The 25072-nt window shown below is 69.8% G+C and carries 30 protein-coding genes; 19 read left to right on the top strand and 11 right to left on the bottom strand.

Annotated elements, in window-relative coordinates:
* Positions 1-523: 523 nt before the first annotated feature.
* Positions 524-829, bottom strand: coding sequence for a hypothetical protein (locus tag VJT49_RS19605; protein ID WP_414636034.1), 306 nt, complete (start codon positions 827-829; stop codon positions 524-526).
* A gap of 190 nt (positions 830-1019) precedes the next feature.
* On the opposite strand from VJT49_RS19605, the gene VJT49_RS19600 reads away from it, so the two are divergent.
* Positions 1020-1805 carry an alpha/beta fold hydrolase gene (locus tag VJT49_RS19600; RefSeq protein ID WP_324166302.1) on the top strand — a complete coding sequence of 262 codons (786 nt, stop codon included), beginning with the start codon at positions 1020-1022 and terminating at the stop codon, positions 1803-1805.
* On the opposite strand, the gene VJT49_RS19595 is transcribed toward VJT49_RS19600, so the two are convergent.
* On the bottom strand, positions 1802-2503 hold the full coding sequence (locus VJT49_RS19595; protein WP_324166301.1) for a maleylpyruvate isomerase family mycothiol-dependent enzyme: 702 nt from the start codon (positions 2501-2503) through the stop codon (positions 1802-1804). The two genes, VJT49_RS19600 and VJT49_RS19595, sit on opposite strands and share 4 nt — an antisense overlap.
* A 547-nt stretch (positions 2504-3050) precedes the next feature.
* Between VJT49_RS19595 and ctaD the strand changes: the two genes are divergently transcribed.
* Genes ctaD through VJT49_RS19580 form a run of 3 tightly spaced genes read left to right on the top strand, consistent with a single transcriptional unit; the run spans position 3051 to position 6863 of the window.
* Positions 3051-4832 carry a cytochrome c oxidase subunit I gene (gene ctaD, locus VJT49_RS19590; RefSeq protein WP_324166300.1) on the top strand — a complete coding sequence of 594 codons (1782 nt, stop codon included), beginning with the start codon at positions 3051-3053 and terminating at the stop codon, positions 4830-4832.
* Between the two features lie 55 nt (positions 4833-4887).
* Positions 4888-6111, top strand: a complete 1224-nt coding sequence (gene serB, locus VJT49_RS19585) for a phosphoserine phosphatase SerB (protein WP_324166299.1) — start codon at positions 4888-4890, stop codon at positions 6109-6111.
* Positions 6108-6863, top strand: a complete 756-nt coding sequence (locus VJT49_RS19580) for an aminoacyl-tRNA hydrolase (RefSeq protein WP_324166298.1) — start codon at positions 6108-6110, stop codon at positions 6861-6863. Before serB ends, VJT49_RS19580 begins: the two co-directional genes overlap by 4 nt.
* Here VJT49_RS19580 and VJT49_RS19575 read toward each other — a convergent pair.
* Positions 6860-7207, bottom strand: a complete 348-nt coding sequence (locus tag VJT49_RS19575) for a hypothetical protein (protein WP_324166297.1) — start codon at positions 7205-7207, stop codon at positions 6860-6862. The genes VJT49_RS19580 and VJT49_RS19575 overlap by 4 nt on opposite strands.
* An 85-nt stretch (positions 7208-7292) precedes the next feature.
* Positions 7293-9365 (bottom strand): ATP-dependent DNA helicase, encoded by a 2073-nt coding sequence (locus VJT49_RS19570; protein ID WP_324166296.1) that lies wholly within the window; start codon positions 9363-9365, stop codon positions 7293-7295.
* Between the two features lie 158 nt (positions 9366-9523).
* Between VJT49_RS19570 and VJT49_RS19565 the strand changes: the two genes are divergently transcribed.
* On the top strand, positions 9524-10168 hold the full coding sequence (locus tag VJT49_RS19565) for a choice-of-anchor P family protein (RefSeq protein ID WP_324166295.1): 645 nt from the start codon (positions 9524-9526) through the stop codon (positions 10166-10168).
* A 4-nt stretch (positions 10169-10172) separates the two neighbouring features.
* On the opposite strand, the gene VJT49_RS19560 is transcribed toward VJT49_RS19565, so the two are convergent.
* The 4 genes from VJT49_RS19560 to VJT49_RS19545 all read right to left on the bottom strand — a co-directional run bounded on the left by VJT49_RS19560 (position 10173) and on the right by VJT49_RS19545 (position 13400).
* Positions 10173-10622: a YdeI/OmpD-associated family protein gene (locus tag VJT49_RS19560; RefSeq protein ID WP_324166294.1), complete on the bottom strand. Its 450-nt coding sequence runs from the start codon at positions 10620-10622 to the stop codon at positions 10173-10175.
* Positions 10623-10696: 74 nt separating this feature from the next.
* Complete coding sequence (locus VJT49_RS19555; protein WP_324166292.1) at positions 10697-11407, bottom strand: bifunctional 4-hydroxy-2-oxoglutarate aldolase/2-dehydro-3-deoxy-phosphogluconate aldolase; 711 nt, start codon at positions 11405-11407, stop codon at positions 10697-10699.
* A 97-nt stretch (positions 11408-11504) separates the two neighbouring features.
* Positions 11505-12074, bottom strand: a complete 570-nt coding sequence (locus VJT49_RS19550; RefSeq protein WP_324166291.1) for a nicotinamidase — start codon at positions 12072-12074, stop codon at positions 11505-11507.
* Positions 12075-12104: 30 nt separating this feature from the next.
* Positions 12105-13400, bottom strand: coding sequence for a nicotinate phosphoribosyltransferase (locus VJT49_RS19545; protein ID WP_324166290.1), 1296 nt, complete (start codon positions 13398-13400; stop codon positions 12105-12107).
* 76 nt (positions 13401-13476) lie between these two features.
* Between VJT49_RS19545 and clpS the strand changes: the two genes are divergently transcribed.
* The 13 genes from clpS (at position 13477) to rdgB (ending at position 21725) form a co-directional block, all read left to right on the top strand.
* Entirely contained in the window at positions 13477-13776 is a 300-nt protein-coding gene (clpS, locus tag VJT49_RS19540) for an ATP-dependent Clp protease adapter ClpS (protein ID WP_324166289.1), read from the top strand.
* Positions 13773-14330, top strand: coding sequence for a DUF2017 domain-containing protein (locus tag VJT49_RS19535; protein ID WP_324166288.1), 558 nt, complete (start codon positions 13773-13775; stop codon positions 14328-14330). Before clpS ends, VJT49_RS19535 begins: the two co-directional genes overlap by 4 nt.
* Complete coding sequence (locus VJT49_RS19530) at positions 14327-15325, top strand: P1 family peptidase (protein ID WP_324166287.1); 999 nt, start codon at positions 14327-14329, stop codon at positions 15323-15325. Before VJT49_RS19535 ends, VJT49_RS19530 begins: the two co-directional genes overlap by 4 nt.
* 31 nt (positions 15326-15356) lie before the next feature.
* On the top strand, positions 15357-15617 hold the full coding sequence (locus VJT49_RS19525; RefSeq protein ID WP_324166286.1) for an ATP-dependent Clp protease adaptor ClpS: 261 nt from the start codon (positions 15357-15359) through the stop codon (positions 15615-15617).
* The gene (locus VJT49_RS19520; RefSeq protein WP_324166285.1) at positions 15602-16084 is read left to right on the top strand and encodes a hypothetical protein; all 483 of its coding nucleotides are present in this window, start codon (positions 15602-15604) and stop codon (positions 16082-16084) included. Before VJT49_RS19525 ends, VJT49_RS19520 begins: the two co-directional genes overlap by 16 nt.
* A gap of 86 nt (positions 16085-16170) precedes the next feature.
* The gene (locus VJT49_RS19515; RefSeq protein ID WP_324166284.1) at positions 16171-16578 is read left to right on the top strand and encodes a M67 family metallopeptidase; all 408 of its coding nucleotides are present in this window, start codon (positions 16171-16173) and stop codon (positions 16576-16578) included.
* 52 nt (positions 16579-16630) lie between these two features.
* Positions 16631-16909 (top strand): MoaD/ThiS family protein, encoded by a 279-nt coding sequence (locus tag VJT49_RS19510; protein WP_324166283.1) that lies wholly within the window; start codon positions 16631-16633, stop codon positions 16907-16909.
* A gap of 13 nt (positions 16910-16922) precedes the next feature.
* Positions 16923-17873, top strand: a complete 951-nt coding sequence (locus tag VJT49_RS19505; protein WP_324166282.1) for a cysteine synthase — start codon at positions 16923-16925, stop codon at positions 17871-17873.
* Between the two features lie 172 nt (positions 17874-18045).
* Entirely contained in the window at positions 18046-18681 is a 636-nt protein-coding gene (locus VJT49_RS19500) for a rhomboid family intramembrane serine protease (RefSeq protein WP_324166281.1), read from the top strand.
* Entirely contained in the window at positions 18678-19484 is an 807-nt protein-coding gene (murI, locus tag VJT49_RS19495) for a glutamate racemase (protein WP_324166280.1), read from the top strand. Before VJT49_RS19500 ends, murI begins: the two co-directional genes overlap by 4 nt.
* Positions 19485-19497: 13 nt before the next feature.
* Positions 19498-20268: an MBL fold metallo-hydrolase gene (locus tag VJT49_RS19490; protein ID WP_324166279.1), complete on the top strand. Its 771-nt coding sequence runs from the start codon at positions 19498-19500 to the stop codon at positions 20266-20268.
* Between the two features lie 66 nt (positions 20269-20334).
* Entirely contained in the window at positions 20335-21114 is a 780-nt protein-coding gene (gene rph / locus VJT49_RS19485; RefSeq protein ID WP_324166278.1) for a ribonuclease PH, read from the top strand.
* Positions 21111-21725, top strand: coding sequence for an RdgB/HAM1 family non-canonical purine NTP pyrophosphatase (gene rdgB / locus VJT49_RS19480; protein WP_324166277.1), 615 nt, complete (start codon positions 21111-21113; stop codon positions 21723-21725). The genes rph and rdgB overlap by 4 nt, the downstream gene beginning before the upstream one ends.
* Positions 21726-22223: 498 nt before the next feature.
* On the opposite strand, the gene VJT49_RS19475 is transcribed toward rdgB, so the two are convergent.
* Entirely contained in the window at positions 22224-23552 is a 1329-nt protein-coding gene (locus VJT49_RS19475; RefSeq protein ID WP_414636037.1) for an MFS transporter, read from the bottom strand.
* Between the two features lie 192 nt (positions 23553-23744).
* Between VJT49_RS19475 and VJT49_RS19470 the strand changes: the two genes are divergently transcribed.
* Complete coding sequence (locus tag VJT49_RS19470; RefSeq protein ID WP_324166276.1) at positions 23745-24458, top strand: GntR family transcriptional regulator; 714 nt, start codon at positions 23745-23747, stop codon at positions 24456-24458.
* Here VJT49_RS19470 and VJT49_RS19465 read toward each other — a convergent pair.
* Together VJT49_RS19465 and VJT49_RS19460 are read right to left on the bottom strand one after the other, a co-directional pair.
* Positions 24437-24628 carry a hypothetical protein gene (locus tag VJT49_RS19465; protein ID WP_324166309.1) on the bottom strand — a complete coding sequence of 64 codons (192 nt, stop codon included), beginning with the start codon at positions 24626-24628 and terminating at the stop codon, positions 24437-24439. The genes VJT49_RS19470 and VJT49_RS19465 overlap by 22 nt on opposite strands.
* Positions 24553-25068, bottom strand: coding sequence for a phytase (locus VJT49_RS19460; protein ID WP_324166306.1), 516 nt, complete (start codon positions 25066-25068; stop codon positions 24553-24555). The genes VJT49_RS19465 and VJT49_RS19460 overlap by 76 nt, the downstream gene beginning before the upstream one ends.
* Positions 25069-25072: the final 4 nt, after the last annotated feature.

Here is a 25072-nt window from a genome sequence, read left to right as displayed (position 1 = left end):
GTCCCGCGCCCCACATCCTGGTAACCGGCATGACCACCGCCTTCGTCGCCTCCGCCGTCATCGCGTCCCTGACCTTCCTGGTCGCCCTCACCTTCCGCGGCGCGCGAGTCGGACTTTCGTGACGCGCGAGTCGGGCTTTGGTGGCGCGCGAGTCGGGCTTTGGCGACACGTGAGTTGGGCTTTGGTGGTGCGCGAGTTGGGCTTTGGTGGCGCGCGAGTTGGGCTTTGGTGTCGCGTGAGTCCGGCTTTGGTGGTGCGCGAGTTGGGCTTTGGTGGCGTGCGAGTTGGGCTTTGGTGGCGTGCGAGTTGGGCTTTGGTGGCGTGCGAGTTGGGCTTTGGTGGCGTGCGAGTTGGGCTTTGGTGGTGCGCGAGTTGGGCTTTGGTGGTGCGCGAGTTGGGCTTTGGCGACGTGCGAGTCGGGCTTTGGCGACGTGCGAGTCGGGCTTGGTGGCGTGCGAGTCGGGCTTGGTGGCGTGCGAGTTGGGCTTTGGTGGCGGGTGAGTTCGGGGGGCGTGGCGAATGGTCAGCGGCGGCGGGTGGGGCCGCGGCGCTGGCGGGCCTCCCAGCATGCTCGGTGCCAGTGCCGGCGGTCTGCGACCGAGCCGGTCTCGTCGGCCGGCCAGGCGACCAGGTGGGGGGTGCCCGGGCGGATTTCCTGATCACAACCCGGGCAGCGGTAGACCTTCGCCGCGTGCGCTCCCGGCACTGGGCGGACGAGCCACTCACCGTCCGGAGCGGACTCCGACCGGGCCCAGCCGGTGACCACTCCGGCGCCGGGTGGGTCGGAGTGGCCGCGGCTGCGGCGGCTGGACCGGTTCCGTCGAGGCACGGGGCCACGGTAACCGCCGTACGCGGGCCGTCGTCGGCCACCGCCGTCGTGTGCGGCCACCGCGAAAACACCGCCGCCCGCCGATTCCGTGGTTCGCGAAATGCCGCCGCTCGGCGGATCGGGGCCGTCATTGGCCGCACGCGGCCGGTTCGGCCGGGTGGCCGGGCGCCGTGCTCGGCACAATGGCCGTATGGCCCATTTTCCGCTGATCCTGTTGCACGCCTTCCCGTTCGACGCGCGGATGTGGAATCCCGTCCGGCGGCCGCTGGCCGCGCGGGTGCGGTTGATCACGCCGGACCAGCGCGGTCTGGGGCGTACCCCGCTGCCGCGGACCGACCGGGAACCCAGCCTGGAAGACGCGGCGCGGGACGTGCTCGCCTTGCTGGACAAGCTGGAGCTCGACCGGGTCGTGCTCGGCGGGTGTTCGCTGGGTGGCTATTTGGCGATGGCCGTGCTGAGGATGGCTCCGGAACGTACCGGCGGTCTCGTGCTGATCGACACGAAGGCGACGGCCGACACGCCGGAGGTGGCGCAGAACCGGCTCGCCGTCGCCGCGCGGGCCGATTCCGAGGGGACCCTGGACTGGCTCGCGGATTCGCTGCTGCCGAACATCCTCGCCCAGGACGCGCCGGACGACGTGGTCCGGACCGCTCGTGACCTGATCAACTCCCAGCCGCCATCCGGGGTGGCGTGGGCACAACGTGCGATGGCGGCCCGGCCGGACTCGTTCGACGTCCTCGCCCGGACCGGCGTGCCCGCGCTGGTCGTGGTGGGAGAGCGGGACTCGCTGACTCCGCCGGACTCCGCCCGCACGATGGCGGACGCGCTGCCGGATGCCGAACTCGTGATCGTCCCCGGCGCCGGCCACATCACTCCGCTCGAAGCCCCCGACGCGCTCTCGTCGGCGATCCTGGACTGGTGGGAGCGGCGTTTCCCCGCCGAAGTGCCGGAGGCGGCGGCGCAGGGGCTTGGTTAGGCCAGTTCGGCGGCGGCCAGGAACACCTCCAACATCCCGGTATCGCCGAAGGTTTCCAGCGCGACGGGGCGTTTGCGACGCCAGAGGAGAAGCAGCAGGTCCGAGGCCGTGCCCCGGACCGCCACCGCGGCCTTGGCGTGTTCGTGGCCGATCCGCCAGCCCTCGGCTCCAGCGCGGATCAGCCATTCACCGGAGGCGTCCGTGGCATGCAGATGCACGTCGATGTGCTCCGGCGCGGCCTCCGGCAGGAAGAACGTCAGGAACTCGTCGATGCCGTCCGCGGCGAGTCCGCGTTCCACCGGCTCGTCCCGGCCCGCCGCGGCCAGCGCGTCCCAGCAGTGCACCGCCGTCTCCTGGGCCATGCGCCGCTGGATGAAACGGACATTCCGCTGGGCGGCCCAGCTCCACGCCGGCTGTTCCGGGTCGAGCTTCTCCAGCAGCGCCGCCGTCGCTTCGACACCCTCGGTGAACCACGGCAGCAGGCCAGGATTCGACGGGCGCTCCGGGAGCGTGTAGCCGTCCGGTGTGCCGCCCGTGGCGATTTCGCGCCAGAAGGAGTGCACCTCGCCGGTGTGCCAGACCAACTCGGCGACGTCCCATTCCGGGCAGGACGGGACCGCGCGGGCGAGATCGGTCGCGGCTTCGGCCAGGCGCGCACCATCGCGGCGGAGCGCGGCGAGGTAGTCGTGGGTTTCCATGACGCGGACGCTAGCGGGCACCACCGACATTTCCGGGATACCCGGCGAGCGCGGCGCGGTCGCCGGCGAAGCGGCCACCTCCCCGGGCGCGGCCCTGAAGCCGTGAAGTGTGAAAGACCACACAGTGAAGAAAAGACCACACAGTGAAGACCGGACAGTGAAGACCGGACAGTGAAGACCGGACAGTGACCGGAAAACCGCCGCCGAAACGTGGTCGGCGTCCTCTCATCGCCGCTCGGCCGGAACCGTCGAAAGCGCCACTTCGCGGCTCAGCCGCCCAGCCGTGCCAGGCGGTGAGCAGGGCCGTCACGGGCGCTCTCGCCGCCGCCGGACCCAGTCTGACCAGCGCATTCGCCTTCAGGGCGAGCGGTCGCGGCTCGTCGCGGGGCCAGGCCAGGCCGGTGCCCCGCCTCGATCGCGGCGGCCACGCCCGCGCTCACACGGCCGTCGTCCGCCACGGGATCCTCCCGGGCGGTGCGCGACCCTGTCGGTGGTGAGGGATACGATCCGATCGGCCGGTGCCCACCACGAAGTCTTGGAGGCAGGAGTGACAGCCGTAGCCCCTCAGCCGATCGCCACGCGTCCTTACCCGGCGCGGGAGACGGTGAAGGGTTCGTTCCTGCTGCGGTTGTTCCGCACGACGGACCACAAGCAGATCGGCATCATGTACCTGGTCACCTCGTTCGCCTTCTTCATGGTGGGCGGAGCGATGGCGATGCTGATCCGGACCGAGCTCGCCCGTCCCGGACAGCAGTTCCTGTCCAACGAGCAGTACAACCAGCTGTTCACCATGCACGGCACGATCATGCTGCTGCTGTACGCGACGCCGATCCTGTTCGGCTTCGCGAACTTCGTCATGCCGCTGCAGATCGGCTCGCCGGACGTGGCGTTCCCACGGCTGAACGCCTTCTCCTACTGGCTCTACCTGTTCGGCGGCCTCATCACCGTTTCCGGCTTCCTCACCCCGGGCGGCGCGGCCGACTTCGGCTGGTTCGCCTACACGCCGCTGTCCGACGCCATCCACTCGCCGGGCGTGGGCGCCGACATGTGGCTCACCGGCCTGGTGGTCAGTGGTCTGGGCACCATCCTCGGCGCGGTCAACATGATCACCACGATCGTCTGCCTGCGCGCGCCGGGCATGACCATGTTCCGGATGCCGATCTTCACCTGGAACATCCTGGTCACGTCCATCCTGGTGCTGCTGGCGTTCCCGATCCTCACCGCCGCGCTGATGGGCCTGCTCGCCGACCGGCACCTGGGCGCGCACCTGTTCGACCCCGCCAACGGCGGGGTGATCCTGTGGCAGCACCTGTTCTGGTTCTTCGGCCACCCCGAGGTCTACATCGTCGCGCTACCGTTCTTCGGCATCGTCTCCGAGATCATTCCGGTGTTCTCGCGCAAGCCGGTGTTCGGCTACAAGGGGCTGGTCTTCGCGACGCTGGGCATCGCGGCACTCTCCGTGGCGGTGTGGGCGCACCACATGTACGCCACCGGTGCGGTGCTACTGCCGTTCTTCTCGTTCATGACCTTCCTGATCGCCGTGCCCACCGGGGTGAAGTTCTTCAACTGGATCGGCACGATGTGGAAGGGGCAGCTGAGCTTCGAGACGCCGATGATCTTCTCGGTCGGCTTCCTGGTCACCTTCCTCTTCGGCGGGCTGACCGGCATCCTGCTCGCCGCGCCGTCGATCGACTTCCACGTGTCGGACAGCTACTTCGTGGTGGCGCACTTCCACTACGTGCTCTACGGCACGATCGTGTTCGCGACCTTCGCGGGGATCTACTTCTGGTTCCCGAAGATCACCGGCCGGATGATGGACGAGAAGCTGGGCAAGCTCCACTTCTGGACCACCTTCATCGGCTTCCACGGGACCTTCCTCGTGCAGCACTGGCTGGGCGCGGAGGGTATGCCGCGCCGGTACGCGGACTACCTGGGCACCGACGGGTTCACCACGCTGAACACGATCTCCACGATCGGCGCGTACATCCTGGGCGCGTCCACGCTGCCGTTCATCTACAACGTGTTCAAGAGCTACCGGTACGGCGAGCTCGTGACGGTCGACGACCCGTGGGGTTACGGCAACTCGCTGGAATGGGCCACCTCGTGCCCGCCGCCGCGGCACAACTTCACCGAGCTGCCGCGGATCCGGTCCGAGCGGCCCGCGTTCGAGCTGCACTACCCGCACATGGTCGAGCGGATACACACCGAAGGCGAGATCACCTTCACCGGCAAGTCGAAGGTGCACGGCGGTGCCAAGGCGCCTTCGCAGGTGCTTACCGAGGCGGTCATCCCGGGTAGCCACGACAAGGACAACGCGGGCGAACAGTGAACCGGTTGCCTGGCTGTCGCCCGGCTTCGCGGTCACGCGCGGCAGGGAGAGAGGCATGACGCCCGTTCTCGTCACGACTACCGGCCCGGACAAGCCGGGTGTCACTTCGGTGCTCTTCGCCGCGCTCACCCGGCACGGCGTGGAAATGCTGGACGTCGAGCAGGTGGTGATCCGCGGTCAGCTCGTGCTGGGCGTGCTGGTCGGGGTCGAGAGCGACCCGGAGGCCCTGCAGGAAGCCGTCGAGCAGGCGATGGCTTCGGTGTCCATGCATGTCGAGGTGCGGATCGGCGACGCCATCGGCGAGGATCCGCTGGCTCCGGGCAGGCAGGGGTCCAGCCATGTCGCGGTGATCCTCGGCCGGCCGCTGACCGCCCGCGCGTTCACCGACGTGGCCCGCCGGATCGCCGTGCTGGGCGCGAACATCGACGCGATCCGGCGCATCGCCGACTACCCGGTCACCGGCCTGGAGATCCACCTGTCGGTCGCGCGGGACACCGAGCGGGCCGACGCCGAACTCCGGTCCGTGCTCGCCGAAGTCGCCTCCAGCGGCGGGCTCGACATCGCGATCGAGCGGGCAGGCCTGGCGCGCCGGGCCAAGCGGCTGATCGTGTTCGACGTGGACTCCACGCTGGTGCAGGGCGAGGTCATCGAGATGCTTGCCGCCTACGCCGGTGTGGAACCGAAAGTACGCGAGATCACGGACCTGGCCATGCGCGGTGAGCTGAACTTCACCGAGTCCCTCCAACGCCGGGTGGCACTGCTGGTGGGCCTGCCGGAGTCGGTGCTGGACGAGGTCGCGGCGTCGATCATGCTGACGCCGGGCGCACGGACCACGGTGCGCACGCTCAAGCGGCTCGGGTTCCGGTGCGGGGTGGTTTCCGGCGGGTTCACCAGGATCATCGACAAGATCGTCGACGATCTCGGCCTCGACTTCGCCGCCGCCAACGAACTGGAGATCGTGGACGCCAGGCTCACCGGCCGGGTGGTCGGCGAAATCGTCGACCGCGAGGGCAAGGCGACCGCGCTGCGCCGGTTCGCCGCCGACTACGGTGTGCCGCTCGCCCAGTGCGTCGCGGTGGGCGACGGGGCGAACGACATCGACATGCTGCGAGCCGCCGGGATGGGCGTCGCCTTCAACGCCAAGCCCGCGCTGAGGGAGGTCGCGGACACCGCGCTGTCGCACCCGTACCTCGACGCCGTGCTGTTCGTGCTCGGCGTGACGCGCGCCGAAGTGGAGGCGGCGGACGCGGCGGAAGGCCGCCCGCTCGCACGCAAATGAGCGTTCTGGCCCCCCTCGCGGCCCGCTACGCCTACTGGCTCGGCTTGCCCGCGGAGGAAACCGCGCTGCCCGAGGCGGCGCCCGAAGAGGTTCGCGCCATGCCGCTCGTGCTGCGCCTGGAGAAGGCGGAGCCGCCGGGCCGGACGGCGCTGCTCGAGTCCGCGGCGACGGCGTCGCTCGCGGTCTGCCTGGACGAACGTGCGCAGCCCGGTGGCGAATGGCACGACGCGGTGCGGAGGTGGGTCTCCGGCCACATCCGCAAGGTCGCCCGTCGCGCTCGGGGGGCCCACTGGGAGGCGGTGCAGCGGTTTGCGGGCGTCACGGTGACGGTTGGGGGCGCGCAGGTGCGGGCACTCGTGCCCAGCCGGGTGGTGGACATGCCCAGGGATCTCGCCCGGCTGCAGATCTCCGGCAGTGATCTTCCGCCGGACGAGCCAGGTCCGGCGCCCCAGGATGTCCCGCCGCTGCTGCTCAACCCCGAAGTCGGGATGACCGTCGGGAAGGCGGCCGCGCAGGTGGGGCACGCGACCATGATCCTCGCTTCGCTGCTCGGACCCGCCGAGCTGGCGTCCTGGGCCGGGCGCGGCTATGCCTGCGCGGTGCGGACGCCGAGTGTCGCGCAGTGGAAGCAGCTCCACCCCGGCGACGATCCGGCCGGCGCCTGGCGGTCCCGCCGGGTGGTCGCCGTGCGGGACGCGGGTTTCACCGAGGTCGATCCCGGCACCGTCACCGTCTTGGCGCAGTGGCTTTAGTTGCTGGTGCTTCCGGCTTTCCAGACGACGTAGGCTTCGTCCGCGTCGGTGGTCATGGCTTCGACGAACTTGTCGTTGTCGAAGCCGGGCAGGGTTTGCAGCCGTTCGATCACGGCATCCGCCGCCGGGTCGCCGCTGGGGATCGCGGTGCCGTTGCCGTTCGCGCCGGCCAGCATGAGGAACACGTCCTCCTGCCACGGCCCTTCGGGAATCACTCTGATCACCACGCTGGACAGTTCCGCCCAGGTGACCGACTCCTCGCTGCCGTCGGCGAGCTGCCGGCGAACCCCGGTGTCGTCCACGCTGACCGAACGAGACCTCGCTTGCGGCAGCTCCTGAGACAACAGCGCTCCTTATGTCCTGACGCTTGGTTCTCACCGTAGCGCCGCGGCGAGGAGCGCCACGACGCGGGGGTTTGCGGGTTCGTGGTCAGGGGTTGCCGCCACCGGCCGCTGAGGCGTCGAGCCTGCGCAGGGCCGCCCTGGTGACTTCCGGATCGGTGGTCGGCCAGAACGGGGGGAGCGAGGCCCGCAGGAACCCGCCGTACCGCGCGGTCGCCAGCCGCGAGTCGAGTACCGCCACCACGCCCTTGTCGGCGACCGACCGGTGCAGCCGGCCCGTGCCCTGGGCCAGCAGCAGCGCCGCGTGCGTCGCGGCCACGGTGAGGAAACCGTTGCCACCACGGGCTTCGACCGCGCGTTGCCGGGCCGAGGACACCGGATCGTCCGGGCGCGGGAACGGGATCCGGTCGACGATCACCAGTTGCAGCGAAGGACCCGGCACGTCGACGCCCTGCCAGAGCGAGAGCGTGCCGAACAGGCAGGTGCGCGCGTCTTCGGCGAATTTGCGGACCAGCAGCGCGGTGGCGTCCTCGCCCTGGCAGAGAATCGGGTACGAGACGGCCTCTCGCAGCTCCTGGGCCGCCTGCTTCGCCGCGCGCATCGACGAGAACAGGCCCAGGGTCCGCCCGCCGGCGGCCTCGATCAGCTCGGCGATCTCGTCCAAAGTGGACTTGCCGAGGCCGTCCCGGCCGGGCGGGGGCAGATGTTTGGCGACATAGAGGATTCCGTTGCTGCGGTGGTCGAACGGGGAGCCGACGTCCAGGCCGCTCCAGGTCAGTTCGTCGTCGTCGGCCGGGGGTGCCTTGTCGACAGCCGTGGCCCCGGCTCGTTCGCCGGCCTTCTCCGCCTTGGGCTGGGACGGCGGCAGTCCCCACTGCCGGGCGAGCGCGTCGAAGGCGCCGCCCAGGCAAAGCGTGGCCGAGGTCAGCACAGTGGTGGTCATCGCGAACAGCCGCTCGCGCAGCAAACCCGACACCGACAGCGGGGCGATGTGCAGGGCCGGCGGCCGGTTGCCCGCGCCGAACCGGTCGGCCGAAAGCCAGACGACGTCGCGCTGGTGGGCCGTGTCCTCGTCGAAGGCTTCCAGCAGCCGGGTGGCGGTGTCGTGCACCTCCTCGACCTGCGAGCGCGCCAGCTTGCGCGCGGTGGCCTCGTTGACGTCCTCCTTGCGGTCCGAACCGAGCGCGGTGAGGCAGGCATGCGCGCCGTCGCGGACCGTCTTGACCACGCCCTCCAGCGCCTTCGGCAGTGCGTCCAGCCGCCCCGGAGGCAGGTCCTCGAGAACGATCGCCAAGCCCTCGCCCGCCTCCTGCAGCCGGTCGGCGACCGCGCCGTCGATGAGCTTGCCGCACCGGCGGACGGCGATCGCGACCGTCGCGCTGGTCAGCTCCCCGGTGGCCACCGAGGTGACCCTGTCGACGAGTTCGTGGGCCTCGTCGATGATGACCAGATCGTGCTCGGGCAGCACCTGGTAGCCCTGCAGCGCGTCGATCGCGAGCAGCGCGTGGTTGGTGACCACCACATCGGCCCGGCCCGCCTCGGCCCGGGCCTGCTCGGCGAAGCAGTCGGTGCCGACCGGGCAGCGGGACACCCCGAGGCATTCCCTGGCCGTCACCGAGACCTGCCGCCAGGCCTGCTCGGACACGCCGGGCACGAGCTCGTCGCGGTCGCCGGTCTCGGTTTCGGACGACCATTCCCGCAGCCGGGTGACCTCCTTGCCGAGCCGCGAGACGGCGAACGGGTCGAACAGGCCGGGATCCTCGGGTTCCTCGGGCGCGCCGGTATCCAGCCGGTGCAGGCACAGGTAGTTGCGGCGGCCCTTGAGGATCGCGAAGGTCGGCTCACGGCCAAGGGGTTTCTTCAGCGCCTTCGCCAGCCGCGGCAGGTCGCGGTCGACGAGCTGGCGCTGGAGCGCGATGGTCGCCGTGGAGACCACGACGGTCGTGTCCTTCTGCACCGCGTGCCGGATGGCGGGCACCAGGTACGCCAGGGACTTCCCGGTGCCCGTGCCTGCCTGGACGGCCAGGTGTTCTCCGGTACGGAGGGCCCTGCCCACCGCCTCGGCCATCTCGACCTGGCCCGGGCGCTCCGCACCGCCAAGCGCCTCGACTGCGTGCGTCAGCAGCTCGTTGATGCCGGGTAGGTGAGCGGGGGCGGGCATGCGGGCAACGGTACCGCCACCCACCGACGGTCTTGCCGCCGAGCGCGGGTGGCCTGACACGACCGGGTGATGTGGGGTGGCCGGGGTACGGGTGACGACGCGGGTTGCCGATGGCGAGGAGGGTTTTCGCCCATCTCACCGTCGAAAGGAGCAGGCCCTTGCGCAGGGTCAACAAGATCTTGGTCACCGCGTTCTGCCTGGCCGCTGTCCCGATTCCGGCGCTGGCCGACACGCCGAACGCGACCGGCTCCGGTTCCGCGGGCGCGGTCGACCTCACCACTGGTGGCCAGATCACGCACCAGGACCCCATCGCGCCCTGCGCGGTCGGCACGACGGCCACCAGCAGCTCGTCCCCGCTCGTCGTCGGCACGCGGACCAGATTCGGGTCGGCCACGACGAGTTGTAAGCGCAACGCGGACAGCACGGCGAGCGTCAGCGTGTCGGGCGAGCGCTTCGAAACCACCGTGCTGGCCCCCTACGGCGGCCCGGCGATCAAGGTCAAGACGTTCAAGGCGTCCTGCGACACGACGGAGAACGGTAGCCGCGGCCAGATCCAGCTCGGCGGGGTAAGCGGGGTGAGCGTGCCCTCGAACATCCCGGCCAACTACACGGTGACCATTCCCGGCCCGACCCCGTCCTCCCCGCCGATCGCCGCGGTGGTGCTGAACGAACTGATCACCCCCAACCCGCCGGACGGCAGCCTGACCAGCCACCCCGTCCACATCAGGCTGTTCCCGCAGGGCGGCCCCGCGAGTGGCGACATCTTCGTCGGTACCGTCGCGTGCAACCCCGACGAGTGGTGAGCCGTCAGGGCACCTTGCCGGCGTGAAGGGTTTCCACGGCCTTGGCGATCCGCCGCTTCCGGGTCTCCGCGGCCTTGGCGCCCTCGATCGGCTCCACGACTCGGCGCCGGTTACTGTAGGAAAGGCTTTCGAAGAATCGTTTCGCCTCGCGATCCGAATCCAGCGCCTCGGCGAGGTCGGCGGGCGCGCTGACCTCGCGGGGTGCGGTGTCGAGTGCCAGCTCGACCTCGATCTCGTCGCCTGCCGCGACACCGGCCTTGGCGCGGTTCTCCGCGCTGAGGCTGATGAGGTACTGCCCGCCCATCGTGGCGATGCTGCTGCGGTAGGTGTGGCCGTTGACGGTGACCTGGACCGGCGGTTTCTTGCCCGCGCCGAGGCCCGCCACGAGTTCGGGCGGGACGGGGATGCCGGTGGCGGTCTTGCCGTTGAGCTGCACGGTCGCCCGGAACTTCATTACTCATGTTCTCTCGACCGGCTCGTCGGCGGAAGGCGTCCGGGTGTTCCGGGCCGCTTATCGATCGCTTTGATTCAAACGTATTTCCCGGCGAGCGCGGCGAACTGGGCGCCCCGGGCGGCCAGTGCGTCCAGGCTCCCGCCGCACAGGGCGTCCCCGGTCAGCGGCGACGCGGCGGCGACGGCGAACGCGCCCGCGCCGAGGTAAGCGTCCACATCGGACAGCGCGACCCCGCCGGTCGGCACCAGCGGGATCTCCGGCAGCGGCGCGCGGACGGCACTGATGTAGTCCGGCCCGCCGACCTGGGCCACCGGGAACACCTTGACCGCCGCCGCGCCCCGGCGCCACGCGGTGTCGATCTCGGTCGGGGTGAGCGCGCCACAGACCACCGGCACCGCGTAGGCCTGTGCCCGCTCCAGCACCTCGGGTGAACAGGTCGGTGTGACCAGGAAGTCGGCACCGGCCAGCACGGCGACGTCCACATCGGACGGAGTGCGGACGCTGCCCGCGCCGATCATGCAGTCCGGGCCGAGTTCGGCCTGCATGAGGCCGATCGCGTCGAGTGCGCCCGGGGTGGTCAGCGCCGCCTCGAGCACCGGAATCCCGGAGTCGTGGAGCACGTGGGCCGCGTCGGCGAAATACTCGGTGTCGTCGGCGCGCAAAATGGCGATCACCTTGGTCGCCGCCAGCCGCTCACGGAACCGGATGTTGTGCTTTCGCGGTATCCTGCGGGACACCCGTACCCGGTCGGCCCTGATGAGCGGGGCTTCGCGATTGTCGCTCATCGGGCCTCCTGTGTTCTGCGGGGCATCCGCACCCGGTCGGCCCTGATGAGCGGGGCTTCGCCATTTTCGCTCATCGGGGCCTCCTGGGGCGAGCGCATCAGCCCACCCTCGGGGTGCCGGTGAGTTCCACCCCGGCGGTTCGCAGATCGTCGAGGGCCTTGTCCACGGTGGGCTGGGCCACCCCGGCGGTGTAGTCCAGCAGGACCCGGACCGAGAAACCGGCCCTCGCGGCGTCCAGCGAGGTCGCGCGGACGCAGTAGTCGGTGGCGATGCCGACCACGTCCACGTCCGTCACGTCGTGGGCCCGTAACCAGTCGGCGAGTTGCTCACCCGAGTCGCGCTGTCCCTCGAAGCCCGAGTACCCGTCGCTGTACTGGCCCTTGGAGAACACCGCGGAGATCGGCCCGATGTCGAGCGCGGGATGGAACGACGCGCCCGCGGTACCGGGTTCACAGTGCCGCGGCCACGAGGTCACGTAATCGGGGTTGTCGCTGAAATGCGCGCCAGGGTCGATGTGGTAGTCGCGGGTCGCGACCACATGGTCGTACCCGCCCTGGCCCAGGAATTCGGTGATCTTCGCGGCGGTGTCGGCCCCGCCGGTGACCGCCAGCGAGCCGCCCTCGCAGAAGTCGTTCTGTACGTCGACCACGATCAGCGCGGTACTCATCTTGCCTTCTCCTCAAGAACGCTGACGAAACTAAAGGAACACAGTGGGGATAGCGGGTTCGCCGTGGGACAGCTTGAGGCCTTCCCAGGGTAGGCTCACCAGGCCGCGGCGGAGGTGGGCGCGGCCGTCGTCGAGCGTGGGCAGGCTGTCCACCGGCTGCCCACCGCGCATCAGCGGGATCTGCAGCGGGTGGTCGTGCTCACCGGGCTCCGGCGGGTTCGCGGTCGGGTAGACGACTTCTTCCAGCGCGGTGCCCGTCGGCTTGTGCCTGCGCAGCGCGGCCTTCTGCCCGCCGCGGGAGGCCTTGTTCTCGCTGCGCTTCGCGACCGGACGGCCGTCGACCTCCACCAGCTTGTAGACCATGCCCGCGGTCGGCGCGCCCGAGCCGGTGACCACCGAGGTCCCGACCCCGTAGGCGTCCACCGGTTCGGCGCGCAGCGCGGCGATCGCGTGCTCGTCGAGGTCACCGGACACCATGATCCGGGTGTCGCGCGCGCCAAGGGCGTCGAGCTGCTCGCGCGCCTTGCGGGCGAGCACGCCGACGTCGCCGGAGTCGATCCGGATCGCGCCGAGCTCGGGACCGGCAACCCGGACGGCGGTCTCGATGCCCTTGGTGATGTCGTAAGTATCCACCAGCAACGTGGTGTCCGGGCCCATCTTCGACACCTGCGCGCGGAACGCGTCCTCTTCGCTGTCGTGCAGCAACATGAAGGCGTGGGCCACCGTGCCGCGGGTGGGAATGCCGTAGCGGCGGCCCGCCTCCAGGTTGGAGGTGGTGGCGAAACCGGCCAGGTAGGCGGCGCGGGCCGCGGCGACCGCGGCGTATTCGTGGGTGCGGCGGCCACCCATCTCGATGATCGGCCTGCCGTGCGCGGCCGCGGACATCCTGGCGGCGGCCGAAGCGACCGCGCTGTCGTGGTTGAGGATGGACAGCACCAGGGTCTCGAGCACCACGGCCTCGGCGAAACTGGCGCGCACGGTCAGGATCGGCGACCCGGGAAAGTACAGCTCACCCTCGGCGTAACCGTCGAGGTCACCGCCGAAGCGGTAGTCCGCGAGCCAGGACAGCGTGTCGTCGTCGACCACCGCGGTGGCGGACAGCTGGTCGATTTCGGCTTCGGTGAACCGGAAATCGGCGAGCGCGTCGAGCACCCGGTTGGTGCCGGCCACGACGCCGTAGCGTCGCCCGTCGGGCAGCCTGCGGGCGAACACCTCGAACGCGCAGGGCCGGTCACCGGTGCCGTCGGCCAGCGCACTGCCGAGCATGGTCAGCTCGTAGTGATCGGTGAGCAGGGCGGTGCTGCCGGGTGTTTCCTCCAGACCCATGGCATCAGCCTACGAATCACCCGATCGGGCCGCCCACTGGTCCACCGCGTATCGGATCCGTGACACCATGGTTCGCATGACCACGCCTGTCGAAGCCGAACAGACGCAGGTTGATCCAGCCGGGGCCGACCTCGGTGCAGAGGACATACCGTGGCAGACCGTCGTCTGGAACGACCCGGTCAACCTGATGTCCTACGTGACCTACGTATTCCAGAAGCTGTTCGGATACAGCCGTGACCACGCTACGAAACTGATGCTCGACGTGCACCACAAGGGACGGGCGATCGTGTCCTCCGGGTCCAAGGAGAAGGTCGAGGCCGACGTGACGAAACTGCACGCGGCGGGGCTGTGGGCGACCATGGAGCACTCCTCGTGAGAGGCTGGCGCAAGCGTGGCGGCAGGATCCTGGCAGGCTTCGACCAGCAGGAGGCCGCGGTGTTGCGGGGCCTGGTGAGCCAGCTGGAGGACATGTTGCGGGCGCGTGCCGAAGAGGCTCCCCAGGACCCGCTGGCCGAGTTGACCGGAATCCGCACCGGGCCTTCGGAGTCGCCCAACGACCCCGTGCTGTCCCGGCTGTTGCCGGACTACCACCGGCTCGACCCGGACAACCCGAGCAAGGAGGACCTCGACTCGGCGGCGGTGTTGCGCTCGCTGCACGAGCCCGAACTGGTCGAGGCGAAGGTCGGCGTGGCGGCCGTGGTGATGGAGACCTTGCCGCGTGACGGCGGGGACATCCGGCTGACCTTCGAGCAGGCCGATGCGTGGTTGTCGGCGCTCAACGACGTGCGGCTGGCGCTGGGCACGGCGCTCGACGTCACCGAGGACATGCCCGACGAACTGTCCGAGGACGACCCCCGTTCCCCGCATCTCGGCGTGTACCACTGGCTGACCTGGGTGCAGGAAAGCCTGGTCCAGGCCCTCGCCGGATGAGCCGCCCGGAGCCCGGCCGCATCACCGATGTCGCCGGCATGCTCGTCGGCCATCATCATCGCGTCGGCTCGGGCTGGGCGACCGGAACCACGGTGGTGCTCGTGCCCGAGGGCGCGACGGGCGCGGTCGACCAGCGCGGCGGGGCGCCCGGCACGCGCGAGACCAACCTGCTGGAACCCGAGAACCTGGTCCAGCGGGTCAACGCGATCTGCCTGTCCGGCGGCAGCGCCTACGGGCTGGCGGCCGCGGATGGGGTGATGCGCTGGCTTTCCGAGCGCCACCACGGGTTCCGGGTCGGCCCGGCGCCGCATGAGGTGGTCCCGATCGTGCCCGCCGCGGTGATCTTCGACCTGCCGCGCGGTGACTGGGGGAACCGGCCGGACGCGGATTTCGGTTATGCCGCCTGTGAAGCCGCGTCTTCGGGACCCGTCGAGCAGGGCTCGGTCGGGGCCGGCGCGGGCGCCAGGGCCGGGTCGCTCAAGGGCGGGGTCGGCACCGCCGGCGAGATCGTGGACGGGTTCACGGTCGGGGGTCTCGCGGTGCTGAACGCGGCGGGGGAGGCGGTCAGGTTCGACACCGGGACGCCGTTCGCGGCGGATGAGGGCGATTTCGGCGTGGCCTGGCCGTCCCGGCCGGGAGAGGTGCCCGCCCGGGACGGGGCGGTCCTCAACACCACGGTCGGCGTGGTCGCCGTGGACGCGGCGCTGACCAAGGCGGAATGCCGCCGGCTCACCGTGGCCGCGCAGGACGGGCTGGCTCGCGCCGTCCGCCCGGCGCACACGATGTTCGACGGGGACACCGTTTTCGCCCTGGCCACCGGTGCCAAGGAGCTACCATCCGACGAGTTGGCGCGGGCGGTCGCCCTCGACACGTTGTGCGCGGCCGCGGCGCGGGTGTTCGCGCGAACACTGGTTCACGGACTACTGTCCGCGGTGTCGGTAGGCGGCGTCCCCGCCTACCGCGACTTTTGGCCAGAGGTGGAAACCACCATGTAATGCGGAGCCCGGCCGGGAAGATCTTATGGCTATGGCGGAGCAGCGGCCCTGGGCCGTGATCGTGCACGATGATGACGTCAACAGCTACGCTGTGACCGCCTTCGTGGTGCACGAGGTCTGCGGCCTGCCGCTGGCACGGGGGCTCGAACTGGCCCTGACCGCCGACCTGGCCGGTGAGGCCGAGCTGACCTGGTGCGACAGCCGCGAACAGGCCGAGGAACTCGTCGCGCGGATTCAGGTCTGCGGACTTCTGGCGACCGTGCGGCGAGGTTCCGCATGGGCGATTTCCTGACCGCGGACCCGGCGGGAGACGGCCGGGTGTTCGTGGAGATGTCGGCCGGTGCCGCGCGATGCCTTCACCAGGTAGCCGAAGACCTCCTCGCCGCGCTCGCTCCGGACTCCGGCGAGCCGGGGCTCGCCGACCACGACCTGTTTCCCGACGCCTACGACACCCCGGACGCCAGCGAGGACTTCCGGCGGCGCCACGGTGGCGGCATGCGGGAGGAGGTCACCGGGGCGGTGTGGCGGGTGGCCACCGAATGGCAGGGCCAGCCTGCCTTCACGATGAACCGCCGTGCGGTGTGGGACTGGCTGATCACCTACGGTCACGCGCAGGCGGTGTTCCGGCGCCGCCGGTGGGAGCCGGACCACGAGGTGTGGGCGAGGATGCCGTTCGACCACGAGGATGTGACGGCGCACTGGGTCCCCTACGTCCGCGAGGCTTTGATCCGGGCGCTCACCACGGGCACTTGTGGCTAGGTGAGTCGCGCAGCGCCTCCGTTGAGGGTGGTAGTGCTGTGTCTCACGCTGTGAACGTCCCATGTCCAGCACGTAAGATGTGCAGCGTGCTCCGCATCCGCCGTGACCTCGTCGACGAGATCGTCGCGCACGCCCGCAGGGACCATCCCGACGAAGCGTGCGGCGTGATCGCGGGCCCCGAGGATTCGGACCGGCCGGAGCGGTACATCCCGATGCTCAACGCCGCGCGGTCGCCGACGTTCTACGAGTTCGACTCGGGCGACCTGCTCAAGCTCTACCGGGAGATGGACGCGGGCGGCGAGGTACCCGTGGTGATCTACCACTCGCACACCTCGACCGAAGCCTACCCGTCCCGCACCGACGTGTCCTACGCCTCCGAGCCCGACGCGCACTACGTGCTGGTCTCCACGCGGGACCCGGAACACCACGAGTTCCGGTCGTTCCGGATCGTCGACGGGGTCGTCACCGAGGAACCCGTGGAAATCCTGGAATAACGTCCGGTCCCCGAACGTCTGCCCTACAGAGAACCAAGCGGAGGTAACCCATATGGCCGTGACCGTGTCCATCCCGACCATCCTGCGTACGCACACCGGCGGCGAGAAATCCGTCGAAGCGTCCGGCAAGACGGTGCTCGAGGTGATCGACGACATCGAGTCCAGGCACGGCGGCCTCAAGGCCCGTCTGGTCAAGGAGGACAAGTTGCACCGGTTCGTCAACGTCTACGTCAACGACGAGGACGTGCGCTTCGTGGGCGGCCTGGACGCCGAGGTCAAGGACGGCGACACCGTGACGATCCTGCCCGCCGTCGCCGGCGGCGGGCGCTAGTTCGGGTCAGCCGATGGCTCGCTACGAGTCCCTGCTCGACGCGCTCGGCGGAACCCCGCTGGTCGGTCTCCCTCGCCTGTCCCCGACGCACGACGTGCGGCTGTGGGCCAAGTTGGAGGACCGCAACCCGACAGGTTCGATCAAGGACCGGCCCGCGCTGGCGATGATCGAGGCCGCCGAGCGCGAGGGCAGGCTGCGCCGCGGTTCCACCATTCTGGAGCCGACGTCGGGCAACACCGGTATCTCCCTGGCCATGGCCGCCAAGCTCAAGGGCTACGGGCTGGTGTGCGTGATGCCGGAGAACACCTCGGCCGAGCGCAAGCAGTTGCTGCAGGCCTACGGCGCGCGGATCGTGTTCTCCCCGGCGGCGGGCGGGTCGAACGAGGCGGTGCGCCGCGCCAAGGAACTGGCCGAGAAGAACCCGGACTGGGTGATGCTCTACCAGTACGGCAATCCGGCCAACGCCGACGCGCACTATCGCACCACCGGGCCGGAGCTGCTCAAGGACCTGCCGACGATCACGCACTTCGTCGGCGGGCTCGGCACCACGGGCACGCTCGTCGGGGTGGGCCGGTACCTGCACGAGCAGAAGCCGGACGTGCAGATCATCGCCGCGGAACCGCGCTACGGCGAACTCGTCTATGGGCTGCGCAACCTCGACGAGGGTTTCGTACCCGAGCTGTACGACCCTGATGTGCTCAACGGCCGGTACTCGGTCGGCGCCTATGACGCGCTGCGCCGGACTCGGGAGCTGCTGGAGCACGAAGGCATTTTCGCGGGAATCTCGACGGGAGCGGTGCTCCACGCCGCACTGGCCGTCGCAGAGAAGGCCGCCGCCCGCGGCGAGCCCGCGGACGTGGCCTTCATCGTGGCCGACGCCGGATGGAAGTACCTGTCCACCGGTGCCTACAGCGGCACGCTGGACGAAGCCGCCGAACGGCTCGACGGCCAGCTCTGGGCCTAGTACTACAGGGCTGGATCGACTTCAGTCTGGCGATAGCTCCTGGTCGCAACCCTGTGGGCAGTCGGGCGCTTGCGGCATCGCCGCAGGCCGCCCAAGCCCTCTGGACGCCCGGGAACGAAATCAGGGTTTTCTCCCGAGGCGGGCACGAAGGCAAGGACGTAGCGTCGGGAGCATGAGCATGCAGCCCGTCCCCTTGGCGCCGCCTTCGCCGGTCAGCCGGGTCCTGCCGCCGAATCCGAAGGTCGCGGGCCTGGTCGTCCTTTCCTTCACCGCGCTGCTTTACCTCGTCGAACTGGTCGACGCCGCACTGGGCGGAAAGCTGGACCACGACGGGATCAGGCCGCGCACGCTGTCCGGTCTCGACGGGGTGGCGTGGGCGCCGCTGCTGCATGCCGGCTGGGCGCACCTGTTCGCCAACACCGTTCCCGTGCTGGTGTTCGGTTTCCTCGCGACGGCGACCGGAATCGCGCGGTGGATCGCGGTGACCGCGACGGTGTGGGTGGTCAGCGGGCTCGGCGTCTGGCTCGCCGGCGATTCCGGGACGACGACCATCGGCGCTTCCGGGCTCGCCTTCGGCTGGCTGGCCTACCTGCTGGTGCGCGGCATCTTCAACCGCAGCTTCGCCCAGCTCGTGGTGGCAGCCGTGCTCCTGATGCTGTGGGGAGGCACGCTGTTGGGTTTGCTGCCGGGCAACCCCGGTGTGTCGTGGCAGGCTCACCTGTTCGGCGCGCTCGGCGGCGTGCTCGCGGCGTGGATCGCGGCGAGAGCCGACCGGAAGCAGCGGGCAAAAGGTACTCTCACTGCGTGATCAGTGCCCAGGCTCCGATAGGCGTGTTCGATTCCGGCGTCGGAGGCCTGACCGTCGCCCGGGCGATCCTCGACCAGCTCCCCCAGGAACAGCTGCGCTACGTCGGCGACACCGCGCACAATCCCTACGGCCCGCTGCCCATCGCGCGGGCCCGCGAACTGGCCTTGGCCAACCTCGACGAGCTGGTGTCGAGCGGAGTGAAGGCTTTGGTCATCGCGTGCAACACGGCGTCGGCCGCGTGCTTGCGCGACGCCAGGGAACGGTACGACGTGCCGGTGATCGAGGTGGTGCTCCCCGCGGTGCGGCGGGCGGTCGCGGTCACGCATTCGGGCCGGATCGGGGTGATCGGCACCGAGGGCACCATCCGGTCCCGCGCCTACGACGACGCGTTCGCCGCCGCGCGGGACGTGCGGACCAGCAGCGTGGCCTGTCCCCGGTTCGTGGACTTCGTGGAGCGCGGCATCACGTCCGGACGTCAGGTGCTCGGACTGGCCCAGGGCTACCTGGAACCGTTGCTCCTCGCCGAAGTGGACACCCTCGTGCTCGGCTGCACACACTATCCGTTGCTGACCGGGGTACTGCAGATCGTGATGGGCCCGGACGTGACGCTGGTGTCCAGCGCGGAGGAGACAGCGAAGGACGTGGTCCGGGTGCTCACCGAACTCGACCTTCTCGCCGAGCGGGACGATCCGCCGTGCCTTCCCTCTCGCCACGAGTTCATCGCCACCGGCTCCCCGGAACCCTTCGCGCGGCTGGCGCGGCGATTCATGGGATTCCCGTTCTCCGCCGCGGCGGCGGCATGAGGGGACATCGGCCGTGCGACTGACGATTCTCGGCTGTTCCGGCAGCATTCCCGGGCCGGGCGCACCCGCTTCCGGCTACCTGCTCGAAGCCGACGGCTTCCTGCTCGGCGTCGACCTCGGCAACGGCACCTTCGCCGAGTTGCAGGCCAGGCACGACCCGTTCGACCTGGGCGCGCTCGTGTTCACGCACCTGCACCCCGACCACTGCGCCGACTTCACCGCACTGACCGTGCTGCGACGCTACCATCCCGCGCCGCCCTACGACGTGTCGGCGTCCCGGCTTCCGGTGCACGGTCCGGACAACGCGCCGGTCCGGCTGGCCAGGGCCTACGCGCCGGACGACGCCGAACTGGCGGCGACCGACCTTTCGGACGTGTTCGAGTTCCACCCGCTGCTCCCCGGCACGAGTGTCCACATCGGACCATTCAAGGTCAGGCCCGTGCCCGTCGACCATCTGACCGAGGCGTTCGGGCTGAGGTTCAGCCACGGCGGCCGCACGCTGGCCTACACCGGGGACACCGGGCCGTGCGCCGCGCTCGAGGAACTCGCGGCCGGTGCCGACGTCCTGCTCTCCGAGGCCAGCTGGACGCATTCCCCGGACCGGCCTGCGGGAGTGCACCTCTCCGGCACGCAGGCAGGTGCTCTCGCCCGTCGTGCCGGGGTGAGCAGGCTGTTGATCACACATATCGCGCCGTGGAGTGACCGCGACGCGATCCTGGCCGAAGCCCGTGCCGAGTTCCCGGGCGCCGACGTCGTCGAGCAGGGCGCCACGTACCAGCTCTGAATCCCGGGCGGGTGGCGAAGGCGGCGTGCCTGACGGAGGACCGCGGCGGGGATCTAGGCTGGCCGGGTGGTGCGAAAAGACGGCAGGAACGATGATCAACTCCGTGAAGTGAAAATCACGCGGGGCTACCAGGACTGGCCGGCCGGCTCGGTGCTGATCGAGTTCGGCAGGACCAGGGTGCTGTGTGCCGCCAGCGTGGCCGAGGGCGTGCCCCGGTGGCGGACGGGTTCCGGCCTCGGCTGGGTGACCGCCGAGTACGCGATGCTGCCCTCGGCCACTCATGACCGCAGCGACCGGGAATCGGTCAAGGGGCGGATCGGCGGGCGCACGCACGAGATCAGCAGGCTGATCGGGCGGTCGCTGCGCGCCTGCATCGACCTGGCCGCGCTGGGGGAGAACACCATTCACCTCGACTGCGACGTCATCCAGGCCGACGGTGGGACCCGCACCGCCGCCATCACCGGCGGATATGTGGCGCTCGCCGACGCCGTGACCTGGCTGGCCGCGGCGAACCGGCTGGCCGACCCGCAGCCACTGTCGGCGATGGTGTCCGCGATCAGCGTCGGCGTGGTGGATGGCCGCGTGCGTCTCGACCTGCCCTACGAGGAGGACTCGCGCGCCGAGGTGGACCTCAACGTGGTCGTGACCGACGCCGGCACGCTGATCGAGGTGCAGGGAACCGGTGAAGGCGCCACCTTCACGCGGTCCACTTTGGACAAGATGCTGGATCTCGCGCTGGCGGGCTGTGAAGAGCTGACCCGCAAGCAGTCCAAGGCGCTGGCCGAGCCCTACCCGGGCACGTTGCCGGAACCGCAGCCCGCGAAGAAGGCAAAGGGCCTGAAATGACCCGCGTGCTGCTCGCGACGCGCAACCTCAAGAAACTCGGTGAGCTGCGGCGGGTTCTGGCCGCCGAGGGTAGATCGGGTGTCGAAGTGCTCGGGCTCGCCGACGTAGAGGAGTTCGACGAGGCTCCCGAGACCGGTGCGACCTTCGAGGAGAACGCGCTCGCCAAGGCCCGCGACGCGGCCGGCGTGACCGGCCTCGCGTCCGTGGCCGACGACTCGGGCCTCACCGTGGACGCGCTGAACGGCATGCCCGGCGTGCTGTCCGCCCGCTGGTCCGGCCGGCACGGGGATGATCAGGCCAACCTCGACCTGGTGCTCGCGCAGCTCACGGACGTCCCGGACGAGCGGCGCGGCGCGGCTTTCGTCTGCGCGGCCGCGCTCGTCGTCCCCGGCGGCGCGGAGACCGTGGTGCGGGGCGAATGGCGCGGGTCGTTGACTCGTAAAGCGCGGGGCACCAACGGCTTCGGCTACGACCCGATCTTTGTCCCGGAAGGGGAGACCCGCACGTCGGCGGAACTGGAGCCGGGGGAGAAGGACTCCCTTTCGCACCGAGGCCGCGCCCTCGGTGCCCTGCTGCCTTCGCTGCGGGAGCTCACAAGACGCCATATGTGATTTCCACGCCTGGTCCCAACTCGTCCAACCCGGCATAAACGCCGTGCCTGGAGAGTACGAGTTCGAGTTGCTTCCCGCGGAGCGGGCGAAGATCTATTTCCTCGTTCATGGCCTCCAAGTTGATTTTCTTGAGTGGGGCTTGAGCGGGGAAGGTTGCTTGTCGGTTCGAATGGAAACTTGGTCTCGGTGAAACCCGGAGTCGAATCCTCGACGTTGGGAAAGATATCCGCCAAGTGGCTCACATATCGCTCGTCGAAGTTCGAGATGTCAGCGGTCGGTTCGCCTGGGGTGGCCTGTTCCCGCCTGAATGATCCAGAGGACGCGGCCCTGTCGTCGATCGCGTGCCAGACCCGGCCACCACCAGTGCTCGAACTTCTCGCCCTTGACGGTGCGGGCCTTTGAGCTGGTGTTGGCGGTGGTCATCGCGCCGGGCGTTCGAGGGCGGGGTCGTCACTTCGGATATCAAGAGAGGCGGCCATCGCCTCCCCACCGGGTCGGTTACGGGGTCACTTTGACGAGGATTTCTTCCTGGCGGGCGACTTCCGGGCTGCGGGCCAGAAGCGCGCCCGTGCCGGTGAGGACAGCGGTGAGGACGACGTAGAGCGCTAGTGCCACCCAGCTGCCCCAGCCGGCGAGGAGGGCGGTGAAGACCAGCGGGGCGATGGCGCCGCCCACGACTCCGGCGAGGGTGTAGGCCAGCGAGCTGCCGGTGTAGCGCAGGCGGGGTGAGAACTGCTCCGTGATCAGGGCGGCCTGCGGGCCGTACAGCAGGGCGTGGATCGCCAGCGCGACCACCATGCCGATGGCGATGGTGGCGAAGGACTTCGTGTTCAGCATGGGGAAGAACACGAACGGCCAGATCGCGGCGGCGACGGTGCCGGCCAGGTAGAGGGTGCGCCGGTCGAACCGGTCGGACAGGGCGCCGGCGAGGGGCATGAGAAAGAGCTGGACCGCGGAACCGATCATCACCGCGGCCAGGCCTTCGCTCCGCGAAAGGTGGAGCTGGTTGACCAGGTAGGTGAGCACGAAGACGGTCAACAGCGAGTACAGCACGTCGGGGCAGATCCGCACGAGAACGCCGACGATCACCGCGCGGGGCTCGTGCCGGAAGACCTCCGTCAGCGGGGCCTTCGGCTTTTCGCCGAGTTCGGCGATCTTGCGGAAGACCGGCGTTTCCTCTAGCTCGAGGCGCAGCCAGAGGCCGAAGAGGACGAGCACACCGGACAGCAGGAACGCGATCCGCCACCCCCACGACTCGAAGGCCGCGGCCGGCATGACGGTGGCCAGCAGCGCGAGCACGCCGTTGGCGAGCAGGTTGCCGGCGGGCGGGCCGATCTGCGCGGCGGAGGCCCAGAAACCCCGCCGTTTCGGGTCGCCGAACTCGCTGGAAAGCAGGACGGCGCCACCCCATTCGCCGCCGACACCGACGCCCTGGGCGAAGCGGAGAAGGACCAGCAGCACGGCGGCGAACCCGCCCAGCGTGGCGTGGGTCGGGAGTACGCCGACGAGGAACGTGGCGATGCCGGTGAGCAGCAGGGTGAGCACGAGGACCTGTTTGCGGCCGAGCACGTCGCCGAGCCTGCCGAAAACGAACCCGCCCAGCGGCCGGGAAAGGTAGCCTACGGCGAAGGTGGAGAACGACAGCATGGTGCTGGCGAATTCGTCGGTGGAGGGGAAGAACAGCTTCCCGAGGATGGTCGCCGACGCGACCGAGTAGGCCGCGAAGTCGTAGTACTCCAGGGTGGTGCCGGACAGGCTGGCCAGGAACGCGCGGCGCAACGACCGCCGGGCAGGTGCGGCAGTGCTGGATTCCGTCATCACGCACATCCGATCTGGTGGTCGCGGGACTGTGAGGTGGATTTCGGTGACTTCGGTGACTTCGGTGACTTCACCGTAGAGATCGTTCAACAATATGGCAATACTCATGCCAGCTGATACACCATTCGGCCGATTGTCTGGTTGGACTATCCTGCGAGGTGCTGGTTAACTGGGTGTTGCACGGAGAACATGGGAGGCGCCGTGAGCACCGACGCCTTGCCGGGCACGGCTGGTCAGGATGCCGGGCTGGAATCCGACCGGGCCCTGCTCGGCCGTACCAGCACGGCCGAACGTCTTGCCGACATCCTGCGCACACGCATCATCGAGGGCTATTTCCCGCCGGGCACACGGCTGTCGGAGGAGGCCATCGGCACCGCGCTGAAGGTCTCCCGCAACACGCTCCGGGAAACCTTCCGCCTGCTTACCCACGAGCGTCTGCTCGTGCACGAGCTCAACCGCGGCGTGTTCGTCCGCGTGCTGACCGCCGAGGATGTCGCCGATCTCTACCGGCTACGCAAGATCGTGGAATGTGCCATCGTGCGTGGGGTGACCGGGCCGCCCGGCGACGCGCTGCGTCCCGTGGAGGCCGCGGTCGAGGAAGGCAGGGACGCGGCCAAGCGGCAGGCCTGGCGCGAGCTCGGCACCGCCAACATCCACTTCCACCAGGCGCTGATGACCCTCGGCGGCAGCACCAGGGTGGACGAGTTGATGCGCGGGGTGCTCGCCGAATTGCGCCTGGTGTTCCACGTGATGGTCGACCCTCAGCCGTTCCACGAGCCGTACCTCGATCGCAACGCCCAGATCCTGAACGCCCTGCGAACCGGCGACGGGAAGACCGCCGAGCGCCTGCTCGCCGGCTACCTCGACGACGCGGAACGCCAGTTGCTGGAGGCCTACCGCTCGAAGGCGCTGTAGACGCGCTCCCAACGGACGAAGGCGAACCCGGTCGTCGGCAGGTCCGAGCCGTCCGGTGCCTTCGCGGCCGGTCGGCGCTCGCCGTCGTGCACCATTAGGAGCCCGTGCTCCGTCCCGATCGTGCCGGCCGGCCGGTCGGCCAGCCGCAGGAGCGCGATCTTTCGTGCCATGCCGCTGGGTCACGGTCACCAGCCGCGCACCGTCCGGCCCGGTCGCCGCCGCCAGGCCGTAGGCCGTCCGCTGTTCGTCCACTTCGGACTCCGACGCGGCGAAGACGGGACGGGCGTGCGGATCCGTGACGTCTCGCAGGCCCGAGGGATCGACTGACCCGGTCGCGACCCCGATCGCTGACCACGGCCAGCTCGCCGATGACGTCGACGTTGTCGAAGCGGCCCGGCGCCGTCCCCTTGCCCGGTGAGGGCGGTGCGGGGACCCAGGCCACCTGGTGGCCGTGGAGGTCGAAGGCGGCAAGCCCGCCTTGCTTGAGGGTGCCGAGTACCAGGCGTCGCGCCGGGTCCCGCCGGTTGATCCAGATGGCGGGATCGTCGGCGTCCGGCGGGTTCGCGGCCGGATCGTCGGCGAAGCCGCGTGTCTGGAACGAGGGGACCACGGCC

This window comes from Amycolatopsis sp. (genome assembly GCF_035276945.1).
Taxonomy (GTDB): Bacteria; Actinomycetota; Actinomycetes; order Mycobacteriales; family Pseudonocardiaceae; genus Amycolatopsis_E.
The sequence above is the reverse complement of the archived record's forward strand: the minus strand, read 5'-3'. Positions and strand labels throughout refer to the sequence as shown.

What these genes read in the sequence shown, in the direction of transcription:
- VJT49_RS19600 (WP_324166302.1), top strand. Translation starts at nt 1,020, where the DNA reads ATGGCCCATTTTCCGCTGATCCTGTTGCACGCCTTCCCGTTCGACGCG.
- VJT49_RS19595 (WP_324166301.1), bottom strand. Translation starts at nt 2,503, where the DNA reads ATGGAAACCCACGACTACCTCGCCGCGCTCCGCCGCGATGGTGCGCGC.
- serB (WP_324166299.1), top strand. Translation starts at nt 4,888, where the DNA reads ATGACGCCCGTTCTCGTCACGACTACCGGCCCGGACAAGCCGGGTGTC.
- VJT49_RS19580 (WP_324166298.1), top strand. Translation starts at nt 6,108, where the DNA reads ATGAGCGTTCTGGCCCCCCTCGCGGCCCGCTACGCCTACTGGCTCGGC.
- VJT49_RS19570 (WP_324166296.1), bottom strand. Translation starts at nt 9,365, where the DNA reads ATGCCCGCCCCCGCTCACCTACCCGGCATCAACGAGCTGCTGACGCAC.
- VJT49_RS19560 (WP_324166294.1), bottom strand. Translation starts at nt 10,622, where the DNA reads ATGAAGTTCCGGGCGACCGTGCAGCTCAACGGCAAGACCGCCACCGGC.
- VJT49_RS19555 (WP_324166292.1), bottom strand. Translation starts at nt 11,407, where the DNA reads ATGAGCGACAATCGCGAAGCCCCGCTCATCAGGGCCGACCGGGTACGG.
- VJT49_RS19550 (WP_324166291.1), bottom strand. Translation starts at nt 12,074, where the DNA reads ATGAGTACCGCGCTGATCGTGGTCGACGTACAGAACGACTTCTGCGAG.
- VJT49_RS19545 (WP_324166290.1), bottom strand. Translation starts at nt 13,400, where the DNA reads ATGGGTCTGGAGGAAACACCCGGCAGCACCGCCCTGCTCACCGATCAC.
- clpS (WP_324166289.1), top strand. Translation starts at nt 13,477, where the DNA reads ATGACCACGCCTGTCGAAGCCGAACAGACGCAGGTTGATCCAGCCGGG.
- VJT49_RS19530 (WP_324166287.1), top strand. Translation starts at nt 14,327, where the DNA reads ATGAGCCGCCCGGAGCCCGGCCGCATCACCGATGTCGCCGGCATGCTC.
- VJT49_RS19525 (WP_324166286.1), top strand. Translation starts at nt 15,357, where the DNA reads ATGGCGGAGCAGCGGCCCTGGGCCGTGATCGTGCACGATGATGACGTC.
- VJT49_RS19520 (WP_324166285.1), top strand. Translation starts at nt 15,602, where the DNA reads ATGGGCGATTTCCTGACCGCGGACCCGGCGGGAGACGGCCGGGTGTTC.
- VJT49_RS19510 (WP_324166283.1), top strand. Translation starts at nt 16,631, where the DNA reads ATGGCCGTGACCGTGTCCATCCCGACCATCCTGCGTACGCACACCGGC.
- VJT49_RS19505 (WP_324166282.1), top strand. Translation starts at nt 16,923, where the DNA reads ATGGCTCGCTACGAGTCCCTGCTCGACGCGCTCGGCGGAACCCCGCTG.
- VJT49_RS19500 (WP_324166281.1), top strand. Translation starts at nt 18,046, where the DNA reads ATGAGCATGCAGCCCGTCCCCTTGGCGCCGCCTTCGCCGGTCAGCCGG.
- rdgB (WP_324166277.1), top strand. Translation starts at nt 21,111, where the DNA reads ATGACCCGCGTGCTGCTCGCGACGCGCAACCTCAAGAAACTCGGTGAG.
- VJT49_RS19475 (WP_414636037.1), bottom strand. Translation starts at nt 23,552, where the DNA reads ATGTGCGTGATGACGGAATCCAGCACTGCCGCACCTGCCCGGCGGTCG.
- VJT49_RS19465 (WP_324166309.1), bottom strand. Translation starts at nt 24,628, where the DNA reads ATGGCACGAAAGATCGCGCTCCTGCGGCTGGCCGACCGGCCGGCCGGC.